Annotated in this window: 18 protein-coding genes and 1 riboswitch; of the genes, 6 read left to right on the plus strand and 12 right to left on the minus strand. The window is 67.2% G+C overall.

Translation table 11 applies throughout. The annotated features are described in order from the left end of the window. Positions 1 to 32: 32 nt before the first annotated feature. From AC5P8F_RS14790 to AC5P8F_RS14815, 6 genes are all read right to left on the minus strand, one after another. Positions 33 to 290 carry a DUF1799 domain-containing protein gene (locus AC5P8F_RS14790; RefSeq protein ID WP_014645600.1) on the minus strand — a complete coding sequence of 86 codons (258 nt, stop codon included), beginning with the start codon at positions 288 to 290 and terminating at the stop codon, positions 33 to 35. A 50-nt stretch (positions 291 to 340) separates the two neighbouring features. Continuing rightward, positions 341 to 649, minus strand: coding sequence for a phage tail assembly chaperone (locus tag AC5P8F_RS14795; RefSeq protein ID WP_014645599.1), 309 nt, complete (start codon positions 647 to 649; stop codon positions 341 to 343). Next, a complete protein-coding gene (locus AC5P8F_RS14800; protein WP_014645598.1) occupies positions 649 to 1,308 on the minus strand; it encodes a phage tail protein in 660 nt (219 codons plus the stop codon). The genes AC5P8F_RS14795 and AC5P8F_RS14800 overlap by 1 nt, the downstream gene beginning before the upstream one ends. A gap of 71 nt (positions 1,309 to 1,379) precedes the next feature. Further along, complete coding sequence (gp17, locus tag AC5P8F_RS14805) at positions 1,380 to 1,736, minus strand: tail completion protein gp17 (RefSeq protein ID WP_053494639.1); 357 nt, start codon at positions 1,734 to 1,736, stop codon at positions 1,380 to 1,382. A 23-nt stretch (positions 1,737 to 1,759) separates the two neighbouring features. After that, positions 1,760 to 2,110 (minus strand): head-tail adaptor protein, encoded by a 351-nt coding sequence (locus tag AC5P8F_RS14810; RefSeq protein ID WP_014645596.1) that lies wholly within the window; start codon positions 2,108 to 2,110, stop codon positions 1,760 to 1,762. Next, positions 2,107 to 2,619, minus strand: coding sequence for a head-tail connector protein (locus AC5P8F_RS14815; RefSeq protein WP_495228460.1), 513 nt, complete (start codon positions 2,617 to 2,619; stop codon positions 2,107 to 2,109). The genes AC5P8F_RS14810 and AC5P8F_RS14815 overlap by 4 nt, the downstream gene beginning before the upstream one ends. A gap of 378 nt (positions 2,620 to 2,997) precedes the next feature. Here AC5P8F_RS14815 and AC5P8F_RS14820 point away from each other — a divergent pair, with 378 nt between their 5' ends. Then, the gene (locus tag AC5P8F_RS14820; protein ID WP_014645594.1) at positions 2,998 to 3,954 is read left to right on the plus strand and encodes a cation diffusion facilitator family transporter; all 957 of its coding nucleotides are present in this window, start codon (positions 2,998 to 3,000) and stop codon (positions 3,952 to 3,954) included. A gap of 111 nt (positions 3,955 to 4,065) precedes the next feature. Then, positions 4,066 to 4,491: an organic hydroperoxide resistance protein gene (locus tag AC5P8F_RS14825; protein ID WP_004153735.1), complete on the plus strand. Its 426-nt coding sequence runs from the start codon at positions 4,066 to 4,068 to the stop codon at positions 4,489 to 4,491. Positions 4,492 to 4,722: 231 nt separating this feature from the next. Here the strand turns inward: AC5P8F_RS14825 and mmsB are convergent, their stop codons facing one another. From mmsB to AC5P8F_RS14850, 5 genes are read right to left on the minus strand one after another with little or no spacing between them, the layout of a single operon-like run. Continuing rightward, positions 4,723 to 5,613, minus strand: a complete 891-nt coding sequence (gene mmsB / locus AC5P8F_RS14830; protein WP_032962101.1) for a 3-hydroxyisobutyrate dehydrogenase — start codon at positions 5,611 to 5,613, stop codon at positions 4,723 to 4,725. Beyond that, positions 5,610 to 6,785 carry an enoyl-CoA hydratase/isomerase family protein gene (locus AC5P8F_RS14835; RefSeq protein WP_495228462.1) on the minus strand — a complete coding sequence of 392 codons (1,176 nt, stop codon included), beginning with the start codon at positions 6,783 to 6,785 and terminating at the stop codon, positions 5,610 to 5,612. Before AC5P8F_RS14835 ends, mmsB begins: the two co-directional genes overlap by 4 nt. Next, the gene (locus AC5P8F_RS14840) at positions 6,782 to 7,579 is read right to left on the minus strand and encodes an enoyl-CoA hydratase (RefSeq protein WP_005407685.1); all 798 of its coding nucleotides are present in this window, start codon (positions 7,577 to 7,579) and stop codon (positions 6,782 to 6,784) included. Before AC5P8F_RS14840 ends, AC5P8F_RS14835 begins: the two co-directional genes overlap by 4 nt. Continuing rightward, on the minus strand, positions 7,576 to 8,742 hold the full coding sequence (locus AC5P8F_RS14845; RefSeq protein WP_014645592.1) for an acyl-CoA dehydrogenase family protein: 1,167 nt from the start codon (positions 8,740 to 8,742) through the stop codon (positions 7,576 to 7,578). Before AC5P8F_RS14845 ends, AC5P8F_RS14840 begins: the two co-directional genes overlap by 4 nt. A gap of 14 nt (positions 8,743 to 8,756) precedes the next feature. Further along, entirely contained in the window at positions 8,757 to 10,262 is a 1,506-nt protein-coding gene (locus tag AC5P8F_RS14850) for a CoA-acylating methylmalonate-semialdehyde dehydrogenase (RefSeq protein ID WP_014645591.1), read from the minus strand. 115 nt (positions 10,263 to 10,377) lie between these two features. Between AC5P8F_RS14850 and AC5P8F_RS14855 the strand changes: the two genes are divergently transcribed. Further along, positions 10,378 to 11,745 carry a helix-turn-helix domain-containing protein gene (locus AC5P8F_RS14855; protein ID WP_014645590.1) on the plus strand — a complete coding sequence of 456 codons (1,368 nt, stop codon included), beginning with the start codon at positions 10,378 to 10,380 and terminating at the stop codon, positions 11,743 to 11,745. A gap of 132 nt (positions 11,746 to 11,877) precedes the next feature. Here the strand turns inward: AC5P8F_RS14855 and AC5P8F_RS14860 are convergent, their stop codons facing one another. Beyond that, on the minus strand, positions 11,878 to 13,770 hold the full coding sequence (locus AC5P8F_RS14860) for a patatin-like phospholipase family protein (RefSeq protein ID WP_329768281.1): 1,893 nt from the start codon (positions 13,768 to 13,770) through the stop codon (positions 11,878 to 11,880). Positions 13,771 to 13,963: 193 nt separating this feature from the next. Here AC5P8F_RS14860 and AC5P8F_RS14865 point away from each other — a divergent pair, with 193 nt between their 5' ends. The 3 genes from AC5P8F_RS14865 (at position 13,964) to AC5P8F_RS14875 (ending at position 17,698) form a co-directional block, all read left to right on the plus strand. After that, positions 13,964 to 15,013 carry a bifunctional nicotinamide-nucleotide adenylyltransferase/Nudix hydroxylase gene (locus AC5P8F_RS14865; protein ID WP_014645588.1) on the plus strand — a complete coding sequence of 350 codons (1,050 nt, stop codon included), beginning with the start codon at positions 13,964 to 13,966 and terminating at the stop codon, positions 15,011 to 15,013. Positions 15,014 to 15,077: 64 nt separating this feature from the next. Continuing rightward, complete coding sequence (locus AC5P8F_RS14870; protein WP_329768280.1) at positions 15,078 to 16,487, plus strand: nicotinate phosphoribosyltransferase; 1,410 nt, start codon at positions 15,078 to 15,080, stop codon at positions 16,485 to 16,487. Between the two features lie 133 nt (positions 16,488 to 16,620). Then, a riboswitch (cobalamin riboswitch) is annotated at positions 16,621 to 16,850 on the plus strand. 161 nt (positions 16,851 to 17,011) lie between these two features. Then, positions 17,012 to 17,698 (plus strand): epoxyqueuosine reductase QueH, encoded by a 687-nt coding sequence (locus tag AC5P8F_RS14875; RefSeq protein ID WP_478411162.1) that lies wholly within the window; start codon positions 17,012 to 17,014, stop codon positions 17,696 to 17,698. The last annotated feature ends 12 nt before the right edge of the window (positions 17,699 to 17,710 follow it).

A 17,710-nucleotide genomic window follows, 5' to 3' on the forward strand; every position in this document is an offset into this window, starting at 1 on the left:
GATCGGCCATCGGCATTGCCGCGATGGCCGGCTCATTCCTGTTGCATCTGCTCCAAGGCAGCGCGTTCGATGATGCGGATGGCCGCCATCACCTCGTCATGCTGGTCGCCGTCGAGCGCTTCGCGCTCCAGCTCCCGGTAGACCACGTTGTAATCCAGCCCGATCGGGCCACCTGCGCCGACGCGCCACTGGGTGGCAACCCGCGAGAAAAGTTCTATGGGAAGCACGCACTCCGGCCACAGCTCGACCTGCGGCGGTGGAAAGTGCTTTGCCTTCAATCCAAGCTTCATCAGCTCGGACTCGGTGGGGGCCCGCCAGTACAGGGCCCCCACCGCATCGATCAGTTTCCCTTGCGTGCGACCTGCAGGGCCTGGGTGTAGCCACCGATGATGGCGCCATCCAGGCCGGCCTGCTGCTGCAGCGCCAGCTCGACGCCGGCGGTGTCCAGCGCCACATCGGCATCCCAGTCCACCACGATGTCCAGGATGGCCTGGGCCACGCTCAACGTGTCATCGCCCAGACGCTCCAGCAGGCTGGCGTAGTCGGCTACCGACAGGTGCCGGTAGGTCAGGTTGAGCTTCTGCTCGCGGCCGTGACCGACGATGGTCAGGGTGCTCTTGAAGCTCTCCGGCGCCTTGACCTGGAACATCAGGCGCCCTCGACCAGGATGGAGTCTGCCAGCGCGGTGAAGGTCGCGGTGGTGCCCATCGGGGTGTTGGCGGCCATGGTCGGGTCGCCGTTGTAGCTCAGGTAGCCGTACCAGTACAGCACGTCGCCACCGACCAGCTTGGCCCGCAGGATCACCGGCTCGCCCTTGGCGTCAGCGTTCTTCAGTGCCGAATACCACGGCTTCTTCGGATCGTAGAACAGCGGCAGGGTGATGGTCTTGGCGTTCTTGAAGGTCGGCATCTGGACCTGGCGACCGGTCGGGTCTTCGAGCAGCGTGCCGCTCCAGTACTGCTGCTCGCCACCGGCGGTGGTCGGGTCGCCCTGCTGGTCCAGGTCGACGAAGGCGCCCGCCTTGCGCAGTACACCGGCACCGCTGGTGCCGGGGAACAGCACGGTATCGGTGGTGTCGATGCCCAGCAGTTCAACGCTGCCGGTGGCTTCAGCACCGGCGCGGGTGGCGCGGTTGTTCAGGGCCGGCCAGCCCGGCAGTTCAATGACTACCACATCGCCGGTGTCGACGCTGTTGGCGGCAACGCTGGCCAGCGCCGGCGCGGCCTTGGAGATCGCGCTGGTGGCGATCGCGGTGGAGACGACCGGTGCGAAGCCGAACTGGGTGCCCTTGGGAAGCTTGAGTGCCATGGTGTATTTCCTCGTTGGATAAAAAAAAGCCCGGCGAATGCCGGGCTGGGGTGTTGCACGGGTGATGCGGTTTACGGGTCGACGTACCACAGGCCGAAATCGAGCCGCGCGCCGTACTTGTGCAGCATCGGCTCATGCACGGCGATTGCAGCGCCGAACGATTCGGCGGTCGGCAATCCTGCGCATACCTGATCCTCGATGTTGCGGATCAGGGCGTTGGCCTGGGCGCGGCTGTCTGCCCAGACGGTCAGCTGCACGCGAGCGTGCTTCTGTTCGGGAATGGAACCTTCGTTGAACCACACGGACTGTCCACCCATCTGCTGGTAGACGGCACACGGATAGATGACCGGTTCCGGCGGAAGGTCGGGATACAGCCGGCCCTGCAGCAGCGGGGCCAGCAGCGCGTGCAGCTGTGCTTCGTAACTCATCGCGGTGTCCTGGTTGGCGTCGCTCAGGCGATGCCTGAAGACTGTTCGGTGAACAGCACCGTGGTCTGGCGCCGGCTGAAGTCGGGCGCAACGCCGGTGATGTTGAAAACACGACCGTCATGCACGATGCGCATGCCGGCCTGGATGCCTGCCTGTCGTGCGGCTGCCAATCGGACATGGAAGCGCTGGCGCCGGATCGTTGCCGGCAGGCGGCTTTCCAGCGTCAGCCGCTGCACGCTGTCTGCGCGGTCGGCGATGATGGCGGCCCACAGTTCTGCCACCGGCTGCCAGGCGTCCAGCGGCTGCCCCCACGCATCGAGCTGGCCGTCCTGGCGCTCGATGCGGATGCGGCGATTGAAGTGGCCGGCGTTCATGGCGTTGCTGCCGATCGGTACGGATCAAGCAGCGCGGCCACGCCGAACGGCAGCTCCAGTGCGATGGCAGCGGCGCCTGCCGGTGCATCGAACGTCTGCGCGGAGACGACCACGGCTTCGCGATGGGCGTACAGGTGGCCCAGCAACAGGCGCACCGCTGCACGGATGCTGTCGTTGACCGGCATGCCCTGCAGCAGGCGCGCACTGCGCGCGGTCGCCACGGCCAGGCGGCGATCGGCCACATCACGCATGGCCTTGGCCTTGGCCGCGTTGGTCTCGGCATTGGCGGCGGCAACCGCGGCTTCATGCCCGGTCACCGCCGCCGCCATGTCCTGCGGCAGCTGGTCCAGCGCCTGGTCCAGCGCGGCCTGGTCGGCGTACAGCTCGCGGCCCAGGTAGGCCGCGGCTGCGTCGCTGGCTGCGGCCAGCAGGTCACCCAGGATGGCGTCGTCAAAATCGCCGTCGATACGGCAGTGCGCGCGGCACTGCTCAAGGGTCAGCAGGGGCATCGAATCCTCCTTCGTTGATGGATGTGGAGTGCCCCGATCCTGCGCGCACGGCGGCGCCCCACGCGATCACCAGGACGGCGCGGGAAAGGCAGGATCGGGGCGGAAAACAGAACGGCTGCGACGGGGACGTCAGGGCCGGTGGCGGTGACCTCGCAGCGCGCGACGGCGCAAACGAAAGAAGCCCCCGGGGTCACCGGAGGCTTCTATGTCATCGTGGTACAAACGATACGCTTCGGGTGTGCACCCGTCAATCCGCAAACGGTTACCAGTCTGGTGACTTTTCCAGGCGCTGTGCGGGCGTGGTCATGGCGACGTGCCGCAGGCTGGATAGAATGGCAACGCGCTGCTTCCGCAGCCCATTTCCCGCTGGATTCCCGCATGCCTGCCAACACCGAACGCTTCTTCGATGCGCGTACCGAACAAGGCGTGCTGCGCCTGTCCATCGCAGGCTCATTGCTGCTGGCTGCCGCTGCGGTGGTATTTGGTCTTCTGGCCAATTCCTCGCTGATCATCTTCGATGGCATCTACGGCCTGATCGATGTGGTGATGACGTGGCTGTCACTGCTGGTCGCGCGTCTGATCGCACTGTCCACCAGCACCGACGCGCTGCAGTCGCGGCTCAACCAGCGCTTCACCATGGGCTTCTGGCACCTGGAGCCCATCGTGCTGGGGGTGAGCGGCACGCTGATGATCGGCGCGGCACTGTATGCGCTGGTCAATGCGGTGGATGCGCTGATGTCCGGCGGCCGCCACATCGCACTCGGCCCAGCCATCGCCTTCGCCGGGTTGTCGATCATCGGCGAAGGTGCGCTGGCCTGGTTCGTGCTGCGCGCCAACCGCCGCATCGGTTCGGAGTTCATCGCGCTGGACGCGAAGAACTGGGTGATCGCCGCCAGCATGTCGGCCTGCTACCTGCTGGCCTTCCTTGGCGGCGTACTGGTGCGCGGCACCTCGCTGGCCTGGGTCGGGCCGTACATCGACCCGGCCATCCTTGCCTTCGTCTGCGTGCTGGTGATGATCGCCCCGCTCGGGACGGTGCGCCGGGCGCTGGCCGGCATCCTGCTGGTCACCCCGCCGGAACTGCAGGCGCACGTGGACGCGGTGGCACGCGCGATCGTGGCCAAGCATGGCTTCGTCGAGCATCGCAGCTACGTCGCCCAGGTGGGGCGTGGCGAGCAGATCGAGTTGTTCTTCGTGGTACGCGAGGACGACCCGCCGCGGCCCCTGCTGGAATGGGACCAGCTGCGCGACGAGATCGGCGATGCGCTGGGCGAGGCCTCGCCGGACCGCTGGCTGACCATCATGTTCACCACCGACCGCGAGTGGACGATCTAGGCCAACAGGACGATCAATCAAGTTTTTCGTACGGACTGCAACCCAACGTACGCAGAAACCGGGCAAAGTAGGCTCCATAGCAGTACCCACCCACTGACCAGGAGCATCCCGATGTCCATCGAAAAGGTTCTGTATACCGCCCAGGCCACCTCCACCGGCGGCCGTGAAGGCCGTTCCGTCTCGTCCGACAACGTGCTGGACATCCAGCTGTCGACCCCGCGCGAGCTGGGTGGTGCCGGCGGCCCGGGCACCAACCCGGAACAGCTGTTCGCCGCTGGCTACTCGGCCTGCTTCCTGGGCGCGCTGAAGTTCGTGGCCGGCCAGGCCAAGGTCGCGCTGCCGGCCGACACCACCGTCACCGGCAAGGTCGGCATCGGCCAGATCCCGACCGGCTTCGGCATCGAGGCCGAGCTGACCATCAACGTGCCGGGCGTGCCGCGCGAGCAGGTGGAAGAACTGGTGCAGAAGGCGCACATCGTGTGCCCGTACTCCAACGCCACCCGCGGCAACATCGACGTGACGCTGATCGTTGCCTGATGCGGTGCTGCCGGCCAGCGGCCGGCACTACCCGCGCGCGGTGCAAAAAAATGGGCGGATGCCGGTCGAAACCGGGCATCCGCCCATCCCACCTCGGGTGGGCCCCAGCACGTGGCCGGGGACGCATTCGCTGCGGCGCGCATCCATCCTTCTGGAGAAGAGCCCCCTTGTTGTTCAAGGGGGCGCGCCAACGGCGCGGGGATAAGGTGGAATGCGCGGACCAGCGACCAGTTACTGGTCGCTGGTGATGAGCTGCACGACGCTGGAGAAATCCAGCTTGCCGCGGCCGGCCTGGTGGTTCATCGAGTAGAGATTGCGGGCCACTTCGCCCAGCGGAATCGAAGCGCCGACACTCATCGCCGCTTCCACCGCCAGGCCCATGTCCTTCAGCATCAGATCACTGCCGAAACCGCCGCTGTAGCCACGCGAGGCCGGCGCATTCTCCAGCACGCCCGGCCACGGGTTGCACACTTCGGTGGCCCAGCTGCGGCCGGTGCTGACCGCCATCATCTGCGACAGCACCTTGGGGTCCAGCCCGTGCGCCACGCCCAGTGCGATGGCTTCACCGGTCACCGCCATGATCACGCCCAGCGCCATGTTGTTGCACAGCTTGGCGACCTGGCCGGCACCGCTGGCGCCAACGTGGAAGATGTTCTTGCCCATCGCCTGCAGCACCGGGCGTGCGCGTTCCAGCGCGTCTTCCTCGCCGCCGACGATGAAGGTCAGGGTGCCGGCCTGGGCGCCGGCGGTACCGCCGGACACCGGTGCGTCGATCATCTGCAGGCCACGCGCGGCGGCCGCTTCCGAGACCTTGCGGGCGCTGGCCGGGGCGATCGTGCTGCAGTCGATGACCAGCGCACCGGCCGGGATCGCGGCAAGAATGCCGTCGTCGCCCAGGTACACGCCTTCGACATGACGGCTGGCCGGCAGCATCGAGATCACCACTTCGGCATCGGCCAGGGTGTCGCGCGCCGACGATGCAGCGCTGGCGCCGGCGTCGACAGCGGCCTGCACCGCGGCCGGAACCAGATCGAACACGCGCACGCTGTGGCCGTTCTTGACCAGATTGGCGGCCATCGGGCCACCCATGTTGCCCAACCCGATGAATGCAATGCGGCTCATGCAAGGCTCCTTTCAACAAGGGGAGTGCCCAGGTCGGCCAGCGGATGCGCGGCGTCGGCCCAGGGGGAAGCGAAGAAGGTGTCTGCCCACGCGCCAGTGGCCTCGGCCAGGGTGGCCGGGTTCCACTGCGGATTGCGGTCCTTGTCGACCAGCAGCGCGCGGATGCCTTCGGCGAAATCACCATGGGCGGCGCAATGCAGGGCGACGATGTACTCCAGGCGGTAGATCGCGGCCAGGTCCTGGCCGGCACTGCGGCGCTGCAGTTCGTACGCCAACCGTGCCGAACCCGGTGCACCGGCAGCAAGGGTCTTCTGAGCCGCCTGCAACCAGGCGTCGTCGGTCTGCAGGCCGGCAATGCGCGCCACGATGGCTTCAAGGTCATCGCCTTCGCACAACGCATCGACCTGCGCCGCGTGGGCCAGCAGTGGACCGGTGGCGGCATCGCTGGCATGCGACTGCAGCAGATGGGTCAGGCGTTTGTGGTTGTGTGCGGTGTCATTGGACCAGGCCACCTGCAGCAGCGCATCGAACACCGCGCTGCGGCGTTCTTCGGCCACGTGCACGTCGGCCAGGCCGGCGTAGATGGCATCGCCCGGGTTGAGCAGTGCGCCGGTCAGGGCCAGGAACAGGCCACCGTTGCCCGGCACGCGCGACAGCAGCCAACTGCCACCGACATCGGGGAACAGGCCGACGGTGATTTCCGGGAAGGCCAGCTTGGAGCGTTCGCTGACCACACGGTGGCTGGCGCCGGACATCAGGCCGATGCCGCCGCCCATCACGATGCCGTGGCCCCAGCACAGGATCGGCTTGGTGTAGGTGTGGATGAGGTAATCGACGCGGTATTCGACGTCGAAGAACTCGGCGGCATAGGCGTTCTGGCGGATGTCGCTGTGGCCGGCCTCACGGAAGGCGACCATGGCCTTGTACAGGCTGTGCAGGTCGCCACCAGCACAGAACGCCTTTTCGCCGGCGCCCTGCAGCACCACCATGGCGATGCCATCGTCGTCGGCCCAGGCGTCGAGCTGCTTCAGCAGCAGGTGCGCCATCGGCAGCGAGAAACCGTTGAGCGTACGCGGCGCATTGAGCGTGGCGATGCCGATGCGCGTGCCGTTGCCAGCCACGCGCTCTTCGAACAGCACCGGTGCGTCGTCGGCAGCGGTATCCGTGCTCATGCGTTCTTCCACTGCGCAGCGCGCTTTTCCAGGAAGGCAGTCACGCCCTCGACCTGGTCGGCGGTGTCGAACAGGTCGACGAAGGCTTCGCGCTCGGCCACCAGCGCCGAGGCGTGGGTGCCGGTGCGGGTGGACTGCACCAGGGTCTTGCAGGCGGCGATGCTGGTCGGGCTCTGCTTGCCGGCCTTCTTCGCCCATTCCAGCGCCAGCGCCTTGGCTTCGCCCTTGCCGACCTTTTCTTCGGCCAGGCCAATGCGCAGCGCGGTCTCGGCGTTGATGCGCTCACCCAGCAGGATCATGCGCTTGGCCCAGCCCTCGCCGACCAGGCGTGGCAGGTTCTGGGTACCGCCGGCACACGGCAGCAGGCCGACGGTGGCCTCCGGCAGCGCGACCTGGGCATGGTCTTCAATGATGCGCAGGTCGCAGGCCAGCGCGCACTCCAGGCCACCGCCCATGGCGTAGCCGTTGATCGCGGCGATCGACACGCCACGGAAACCGGACAGCGCTTCGAAGGCTTCACCGAAGCGGCGCGCGGCCTCACGTGCAGCGGCCTTGTCGCCGGAGGCGAACTGGTTGAGGTCGGCACCGGCGGAGAAGAATTTCTCGCCGTCACCGGTGATCACCAGCGCGTAGATGTCGCGGTCTGCGTTGAGCGCGCCGACCAGGTCGCGCAGCGCCGACAGGCTGTGCACGGTCCAGGTATGCGCCGGCGGGTTGTTCAGGGTGACCACGGCGGTGTGGCCATCCACCTCCACCTTCAGGCCCACGTGCTCCTGGGTACGCCAATCCTTCATCGCAGTTCCTCTTCGGTGTTGAGCAGGTGACGGGCAACGATCACCCGCATGATCTCGTTGGTGCCTTCCAGGATCTGGTGCACGCGGCAGTCACGCAGCAGGCGCTCGATCGGGTATTCGCGGATGTAGCCGTAGCCCCCGTGGATCTGCAGCGCTTCATTGCAGACGTTGAAACCGGCATCGGTGGCGAAGCGCTTGGCCATCGCGCACCACACGTTGGCATCGCTGGCACCGGCATCGAGCTTGCGTGCCGCGGTGTGCACCATCTGCCGTGCAGCCACCAGCTGGGTGACCATGTCGGCCAGCTTGAACTGCAGCGCCTGGAACTCGGCCAGCGCCTTGCCGAACTGGCGGCGCTCGCCCATGTAGCGGCGCGCAGCATCCAGTGCACCCTGTGCGGCACCCAGCGAGCAGGCGGCGATGTTGATGCGGCCGCCGTCCAGCCCCTTCATGGCCAGCTTGAAGCCGCCGCCTTCCTCTCCCAGAAGGTGGCTGACCGGCACGCGGACGTTCTCGAAGGTGATGCCACGGGTGGGCTGGCTGTTCCAGCCCATCTTCTCTTCCTTGCGGCCGAAGCTGATGCCCGGCAGGTCCGCCGGCACCGCAATGGCGCTGACACCGCCGGCACCGGCACCGCCGGTACGCGCCATCACCACCAGCAGCTCGGTGGCACCGGCGCCGGAAATGAAGGCCTTGGAGCCGTTCAGCACGTAGAAGTCGCCATCGCGCACGGCGGTGGTCTTCAGCGACGCCGCATCGGAACCCGCACCCGGTTCGGTCAGGCAGTACGAGGCCAGCTTGCTGCCCGAGGACAGGTCGGTGCCCCACGCATCGCGCAGGGCCGGCTGGCCCCACCTGGACACCATCCACGAGGCCATGTTGTGGATGCTGATGTACGCAGCGGTCGACGGATCGACGTTGGCGAGCTCCTCGATGACGACGGCGGCGTCCAGTCGGCTCAGGCCGCTGCCGCCCACTTCCGGGTCCATGTACAGACCGCAGAAGCCCAACTCACCGGCCTTGGCGATCGCCTCGCGCGGAAAGATGCCCTCCGCATCCCATCGCGCGGCGTGCGGCGCCAGTTCGGCCTGTGCGAAGTCGCGCGCCGCCTCGCGGTACGCCTGCTGCGCTTCTTCCAGTTCCGTCGTCATCGAGTGGCTCATGGCTGCTCCTGCCGTTACTTCAGGCTGATCGTGGTGTTGACGCCGTGGCTCAGCGTCTCGTCATCGAACCAGCGCGCGGTGACCGTCTTGGTCTGGGTGTAGAACAGCACCACCTGCTTGCCATACGGGCCCAGGTCACCCAGCTTGGAGGCGCGCGAACCGGTGAACGAGAACAGCGGCACCGGCACCGGGATCGGCACGTTGATGCCGACCTGGCCGACGTCGATGTCTTCCTGGAACTTGCGCGCGGCAGCGCCGGACTGGGTGAACAGTGCGGTGCCGTTGCCGTTCGGGTTGCTGTTGACCATCGCGATGGCCTCTTCCAGCGTTTCCGCTTCGAGGATGACCAGCACCGGCCCGAAGATTTCTTCCTGGTAGATGCGCATGTCGGTGGTGACACCGGCAAAGATGGTCGGGCCAACGAAGTTGCCCTTCTCGAAGCCATCGACCTGCGGCTTGCGGCCATCGAGCACCAGCTTGGCGCCCTGCTCCACGCCCGAGGCGATCAGGCCTTCCACGCGCTCGCGGGCGCTGCAGGAGATGACCGGGCCGACGTCGGTACCGGACACGGTGCCGGCGCTGACCTTCAGGGTCTGGGCCTTGGCCACCAGGTCCTGCACCCAGTTGCGCGCTTCACCGACCAGCACCAGCGTGGAAGCCGCCATGCAGCGCTGGCCAGCGGCACCGAAGGCGGCACCGACCATTGCGTTGAGGGTCTGTTCCTTGTTGGCGTCCGGCAGCACCACGGCGTGGTTCTTGGCGCCCATCATGCACTGCACGCGCTTGCCGGCCAGCGAGGCGCGGTTGTAGACGTGTGTGCCGACGCGGGTGGACCCGACGAACGACACGGCCTTGATGTCCGGGTGGTCGCAGATCGCGTTGACCACTTCCTCGCCGCCGTGGACGACGTTCAGCACGCCCTTGGGAATGCCGGCTTCCAGGGCAAGCTCGACCAGGCGCATGGTGACCATCGGGTCCTGCTCGGAAGGCTTGAGGATGAAGGTGTTGCCCGTTGCAATCGCCATCGGGAACATCCACAGCGGAATCATCGCCGGGAAGTTGAACGGGGTGATGCCAGCGCACACGCCCAGCGGCTGCATGATCGTGTAGGTGTCCACGCCATTGGCCACGTTGTTGGCCAGCTCGCCCAGCTGCAGGTTGCCGATGGCGGCGGCGTGCTCGACCACTTCCAGGCCGCGGAACACATCACCTTCGGCGTCCGGCAGGGTCTTGCCCTGTTCGGCGGTGAGGATGTGGGCCAGCTCACTCATGTTTTCGCGGATCAGCTGCTGGTACTTCAGGAAGATGCGCGCGCGGGTGCCGATCGGGGTCTTGCGCCAGGTCTTGAAGGCTTCCTTGGCGGCGGCGACGGCGGCGTCCACTTCGCCGGTGGTGGCGAACGGCACCTGGGCCAGCACGTCCTGGGTGGCCGGATTGATCACGTCCTGCCAGTGGGAAGTGGCCGATTCAACGAACTGGCCATCGATCAGCATGCGGATACGGGGCGCTGCAACAGTCATGACGACAATCCCACAGGGTGCGAAAGATGCTTGGCATTATTCACAGCACCCGGCTCGATTTCCGGGCTGAATCCGCTTAATCTGGCCAACACGCCCCACGATTCCTGTTAATTCTGTGAATTATTCAGCTCCCCAGCGGCAACTCGGCCTGCGCCTGCTGCGGCTGCGCGAGCAGCGCGGCTACAGCCAGGCCGATCTGGCGCGTGCGCTGGGGCTGTCGGCCAGCTACCTGAACCAGATCGAGCGCAACAAGCGCCCACTGACACCGGCGGTGCAGAAGAAGCTGGGAGAGGTGCTGGGCGACGTTTCCTCGCTGTTCGATGACGATGAGCCCGCCGCCCTGCAGGAGGCGCTGGGCGAAACCCTGCGCGACCTGGGCCTGGCCGAGGTCAGCGCGACCGAACTGCGCGCCCTGGCCGGCAACCTGCCGCAGGTCAGCCGCGCGCTGTTGGACCTGCACCGTCGTCACCTGGCGCTGCGCGAGCACGCGGCCGCACTGGAGTTCCAGCTGGGCGAGCCCGGCGCCGGCAGCACCCTGCCCGCCGGTGACCAGGTGCGCGAGTTCTTCAACCGCATGCACAACCACATTCCCGAGCTGGACGAGCTGGCCGAGCAGCTGTTCGCCGAATGGGGGCTGTCGCCCGGGCATGTGGCACCGCGGCTGCGCCAGCTGCTGGCCGACCGCCATGGCGTGCTGGTGGAAGTGGCCGCACTGCAGGCCGGGCGCGAAAAGCGGCACTACGATGCCGGTGCGCGGCGGCTGTGGCTGCCCGATTACCTGGAGCCCGGACAGCAGGCGTTCCAGATGGCGGCCGAGCTGGCCCTGCACGGCTACCTGCCGCAGATCGATGCGGTGGTGGCGCGCGCCGGGTTCACCGATGAGGCACGCATCGCGCAGGCGCGGATCGGTCTCTCCAACTATTTCGCCGGTGCGCTGGTGATGCCGTACATGCGCTTCCTGCGTGCAGCCGAAACCAGCAGCTACGACATCGAACTGCTGGCGCACCAGTTCGGCGTCGGCTTCGAAGCGGTCTGCCACCGGCTGAGCACGCTGGCACGGCGCAGCGCGCCCGGCCTGCCGTTCTTCTTCATCCGCGTGGACCGCGCCGGCAACGTCTCAAAGCGCCATTCGGCCACCGATTTCCACTTCTCGCAGGTGGGTGGATCGTGCCCGCTGTGGATCGTCTACGAGGCGTTCAACCAACCCGGGCGCATCCTCACCCAGACCGCGCGCATGCCCGATGGCCGCCGTCATTTCTGGCTGGCGCGGCAGGTCAGCAGTGGCCCGGTCGGCCATGGCCAACCGCGCAAGACCTTCGCGGTGGCGCTGGGCTGCGACCTGCAGCATGCCGAACGCCTGGTGTATTCACTGGGGCTGGATGTGCAGAGCCCGGGCAATTCGGTATCGATCGGCCCAGGGTGCCGGGTGTGCCCGCGCGAGGACTGCATGCAGCGCGCGTTCGCGCAGTTGCCGGGGCGATAGGGGGTTCTGCAGGGCCGCGCCCTGCACCCGTGGTAGCGCCGGCCGCTGGCCGGCAAGAGCAGCAACCACTGCGGGGTCAGATCCGTTTTCCTGCGGAAACGGATCTGACCCCGATTCGACCGCAGGATCGGGTCAGTAGATCGGGGTCACCTTCATCTGCGGCAGCGGACGCGGTGCGCCGTCGGTAAGGTCCGGGCCGAGGTCCTCCCAGGTGCGGCCCTGCTCGACCATCAAGCCCCACAACTGCTGCGAGGCCAGCCGTTTGTCTTCCGAGCCCAGCTTGTACGACGGTGGCGTCGGCTGACCGCTGGCGACCATCGCGTACGCCGCGCGGTAGGCCAGCACCTGCTGCGCCGGATCATCGGTGCGCGCCACTTCCAGCGTGTAGCGCTGGTAGGCCGAGGCCAGGTTGCGCCAGCGGATCCAGTAGTGGTTCTCGAACGAGAACGAACAGAAGCGCGCACCGGCCAGGCTGCCCTTGTCGGCGATGCGGGAGAGTACCTCCTGCGGCATGTCCAGGTTCATGCCGCCTTCGTCGCCCTGCAGGCTGACGTGCACGATGCGGTCGCGATAACCCGGTGCGCGCGCCTGCAGCAGGTCGCGCCAGTTCTGCATGGTCGCCACCACCGCGAACAGGAAACGACCCAGCTCGGCTGCGGCCAGTGGCGTGGCGATGGACTGGTAATGCCGTTGCCAGCCGTGGCGGTTTTCGGTGGGCAGGAACACCGCATGTTCCAGCGCCTGGCGGCCGCCGCTGCCCCGGCTCACCGCTTCGGCGTGCTGTGGATAGACCAGGTTGATGGCGAAAGTCGGCCAGCGCGGCAGCGCGGCGTCGAACAGATGGATCGGGAAGTTGCTGCTGATGCCGCCATCGGAGAACCAGCAGATGCGGAAGGCGGTGATCACCGGGCCGCAGGTCTGCCCGGCACTGGTCAGCCCTTCCATGCTGTCGGCAACGTTGTGCTCCTGGTCGGCTGCGGGGGCGGTCGGTTCGCAGCGTCGTTCGCGGCGTGAGGGTTCATGCAGCGGCACCGCGCTGATCAGCAGCGGGAAGCTCAGGCTCATGCGCGTGGCCACCAGCACCGGCAGCTTCGGGCCCTGTGGCAAGTGGTAGTACTGCCGCCCTTCCACCTCCAGCGGCGGGCCGGCCTGGCTCACCAGCCACTGCACCACGCTGGCGGGGAACAGCTGCTCGAACTCCTCGCGCAGGAACCAGAACTGCGCACCGCCCAGCGGCAGCGTGCGCGGCTCATTGTGTGAGATGCAGGTGGTGATCATCTGCAGGCTGATCGCATGCGGGCTGTCAGGCTCACCGGCGTAGCGCGGCGCATCGTGCAGGTCGGCGAAGGTCAACGGTGCATCCAGCGGCTTGCCGGACAGCTGCTGCAGGCATTCATGCAACCACTCGGTCAGCGCCGGCCTGCGTGGATCGCGGCTGAGGCCGCTGCACAGGCCCAGCAGGTTGCGACGCGCCACCCGCGCGACCCGCAGCGCGGCACCGGCCACACCCGCACCGTAGGCGCACAGCAGTGATGGCAGCAGCGTGGCGGCCACGCCGCTCCAGCCACCGCCCCACCAGCCCAGGCCGAGCAGCAGCGCCAGCGACACCAGCACTTCCAGCGGCGCGATCTCGAATACCGCAACGGCCAGGCACAGCAGTTTGTGCGGCAGGCTGGCATTGCCGGTCAGCACCACCAGCAGCCGATAGGCCGCGCGCGCGCCGCGCGCCGGCTGGAACAGGCTGTAGATGAAGCCGCGCCGGGACAGCTGTGCCGACACCGCCGACAGCCCGCCATAGCCTGCATCGCCGGGCAGCTGCTCGCCGGCCTGCTGGCGGCGATCGCCGCAGGCCGCTGCAGCCGCCACCGCTGCCGCAATGGCGCCGGCTGAAGTGCCGCCGATGCTCTTGAAGCGATACTCGCGGGCCAGCGCCAGTACCGCATTGGGGTACACGATGCCGCTGGTGATGCCGCCTTTCATGACCAGATCGCAGTACTTGTCCGCCACTGTCTTGCCCCCGAGCATGCCGTCCGCCGCGTGGGTTGCAGTATGGCGCAGCGGCTTCTCAGGACCTGAGAACAACGGCGCAGTCCGCGCACGCAATGCGCCGTTCAGCAGAAAGCACGGCTGCAGGCTTGACCCGCCCCGCCATCGGCGTAGCATCTGCAGCAAGCCAAGGGACAGACCCGCGGCTGCCACAACGACATGAGGGATTCTCATGGAATTCGACTATCTCGTCTTCATCGGGCGATTCGAGCCCTTCCACAACGGCCACGCCGCCGTTGCCCGCCTGGCCCTGAGCCGGGCCCGCAAGCTGATCTTCCTGGTCGGCTCTGCCGATACCCCCCGCAGCCTGCGCAATCCCTGGACCGTGGCCGAACGCGCCGTGATGATCCAGGCAGCCCTCGACGGCCACACCGACCGTCTGCTGATCCGCCCGCTGCGTGACCACCTGTACAACGAAGCACAGTGGATCGCCAACGTGCAGCGCCAGGTGGCTGACGCCCTGCGCAACGACGGTGCCGCCGCCGATGCCAGGGTAGGCCTGATCGGCATGGACAAGGATGCGTCCAGCTACTACCTGCGCGAGTTCCCGCAGTGGCCGCTGGTGGACGTGCAGCACACCGCCACCCTGTCGGCCACCGAGCTGCGGCGCTACCTGTTCGAGGCCGGCGACGTCGACTTCCACGGCGCGCTGCTGATGCTGCGTGGCAATGTGCCGGCGCCGGTGTACGACATGCTCGAAGCGTTCCGCAAGAGTGCGCCTGCGTATGGCCAGCTGGTGGCCGAGTACCGCTTCATCGAACAGTACAAGGCCGCCTGGAAGGATGCGCCCTACGCGCCCACCTTCGTCACCACCGATGCGGTGGTGGTGCATTCGGGCCACGTGCTGCTGGTGCGTCGCCGCTCGGAACCCGGCAAGGGGCTGTGGGCATTGCCCGGCGGCTTCGTCGGCCAGGAACAGAGCCTGCTCGACAGCTGCCTGCGCGAACTGCGCGAGGAAACCCGCCTGAAGATTCCGTTGCCGGTGTTGAAGGGGTCGCTGAAGGGCCAGCAGGTGTTCGACCACCCGGACCGCAGCCAGCGTGGCCGCACCATCACCCACGGTTTCCACTTCGAGTTTCCGGCCGGCGAGCTGCCGCCGGTGCGCGGCGGCGACGATGCCGACAAGGCACGCTGGATACCGGTGAGTGAGGCCCTGGACATGGGCCCGCAGCTGTTCGAAGACCACCTGCACATCCTGGAGTACTTCCTCGGCCGCGGCTAACCGGCCCGGCTTTCCCACTGGCGGATAGACCGCCGGTGCCACCCGACGCGAAGGAGCTTCCGTCATGCACTACCTCGATAATCTTCTCCTCAACACCGACAGCTACAAGGCCAGCCATTGGCTGCAGTACCCGCCGGGTACCGATGCCACGTTCTTCTACGTCGAATCACGTGGCGGCCTGCACGATCGCACGGTGTTCTTCGGCCTGCAGGCGATCCTCAAGGACGCGCTGGCACGGCCGGTCACCCACGCCGACATCGACGACGCTGCGGCGGTGTTCGCCGCGCATGGCGAACCGTTCAACGAGGCCGGCTGGCGCGATATCGTCGACCGGCTTGGCGGCCACCTGCCGGTGCGCATCCGCGCCGTGCCCGAGGGCAGCGTGGTGCCTACCCACCAAGCACTGATGACGATCGAGTCGACCGATCCGGCCGCGTTCTGGGTGCCGTCGTACCTGGAAACGCTGCTGCTGCGGGTGTGGTATCCAGTCACCGTGGCCACCATCAGCTGGCACGCACGGCAGACCATCGCCGCGTTCCTGCAGCAGACCAGCGACGATCCGCAGGGGCAGCTGCCGTTCAAGCTGCATGACTTCGGCGCGCGCGGTGTATCGAGCCTGGAATCGGCCGCGCTGGGCGGTGCCGCACACCTGGTCAACTTCCTCGGCACCGATACCGTATCGGCGCTGTGCCTGGCGCGCGCGCACTATCACGCGCCGATGGCCGGCTATTCGATTCCCGCCGCCGAGCACAGCACCATCACCAGCTGGGGCCGCGAGCGCGAGGTGGACGCCTACCGCAACATGCTGCGCCAGTTCGGCACGCCCGGTGCGATCGTGGCGGTGGTATCGGACAGCTATGACATCTACCGCGCCATCAGTGAGCACTGGGGTACCACCCTGCGCGATGACGTGATCGCCTCGGGCGCCACCCTGGTCATCCGCCCCGACTCGGGCGACCCGGTGGAGGTGGTTGCCGAAAGCCTGCGCCGGCTGGATGAAGCGTTCGGCCACAGCCTCAACGGCAAGGGCTACCGCGTGCTCAACCACGTGCGGGTGATCCAGGGCGACGGCATCAATCCGGACACCATCCGGGCGATCCTGCAGCGCATCACCAACGACGGCTACGCCGCCGACAACGTGGCCTTCGGCATGGGCGGTGCGCTGCTGCAGCGGCTGGACCGCGATACGCAGAAGTTCGCACTGAAGTGCTCGGCGGCGAGGGTCGAGGGTGAGTGGATCGACGTCTACAAGGATCCGGTCACCGACGCCGGCAAGGCCAGCAAGCGTGGCCGCATGCGCCTGCTGCGCCGCCTGGACGATGGCAGCCTGCACACGGTGCCGCTGCCGGCCAACGGCGACGACACCCTGCCGGACGGCTTCGAGGACGCAATGGTGACCGTGTGGGAGAACGGCCGCCTGCTGCACGACCAGCGGCTGGACGACATCCGCACGCGGGCGGCCGTGGGGCATTGAAGGTGCATTCCGACCGGGGTCAGAGCCCGCTGCGTGGCAGCGGGATCCGACCCCTTCCTTCCGCTGGGGCCGGATCCCGTTGCAGCGTAGCGGGTTCTGACCCCTGCGCTCTTGACCGGCGCCACCAACAGGTCCACCTTGCACACGCCGAAGGTATCCCTCCCATCGCTGCGGCGCGGGGAGGGATTTAAACGGGAATCCGGTGAAGGCGCCTCGCGCGTCCATTCCGGAGCTGCCCCGCAGCGGTAAATGGAAACGAATCCTGCCAACAGCACTGGGCTCGCGCCTGGGAAGCGGCGGGTAGTAGGTGGGCTGCGGCCCGTGTCCATCAGCCCGAATACCGGCCCCGGCCGGGGGACACGACCGTCCCCTGACTCGACCTGGAATCTCCGCGGGGAGGTTGCCGGGGCCGTCGTCGTCCTGCGCGTGCAGGCGGTGTGGCCGCGCGCGTCCTGTTCACGGTATCCGGCCAGACCCGTTCACCCACGCGCTGATGCATGGGCCACCGCCGTTGCCGGCGGTCCATGCGGTACCTGACGATGACCGAGCTCCAACGCCCCACCCTGACCCTGCCCGCCGACGGCAAGCGCCTGCTGCTGCATTCGTGCTGCGCGCCCTGTTCCGGCGAAGTGATGGAGGCGATCACCGCCTCCGGGATCGACTACGCGATCTTCTTCTACAACCCCAACATCCACCCGGTGAAGGAGTACGAGCTGCGCAAGCAGGAGAACATCCGCTTCGCCGAGCAGCACGGCATTCCCTTCATCGACTGCGACTACGACACCGACAACTGGTTCAGCCGTGCACGCGGCATGGAAAACGAGCCTGAACGCGGCATCCGCTGCACGATGTGCTTCGACATGCGCTTCGAGCGCACTGCGCTGTACGCGCACGAGCACGGTTACGACACCATCAGTTCTTCGCTGGGCATCTCGCGCTGGAAGAACATGGCGCAGATCAACGGCTGCGGCATCCGCGCCGCCTCGCGCTATGAAGGCCTGCAGTACTGGGACTACAACTGGCGCAAGGGCGGCGGCGCCAGCCGCATGATCGAGATCAGCAAGCGCGAGCAGTTCTACCAGCAGGAATACTGCGGCTGCGTGTACTCGCTTCGCGATGCCAACCGCCATCGCCGCGAGAATGGCCGCGAGCGGATCAGGATCGGCCTGCTGTACTACGGGCGGGACGCTGGGACGCCACAGGGCGATTGACGTGCAGGCATG

The organism is Stenotrophomonas sp. YJH_SMC_69 (assembly GCF_059370495.1).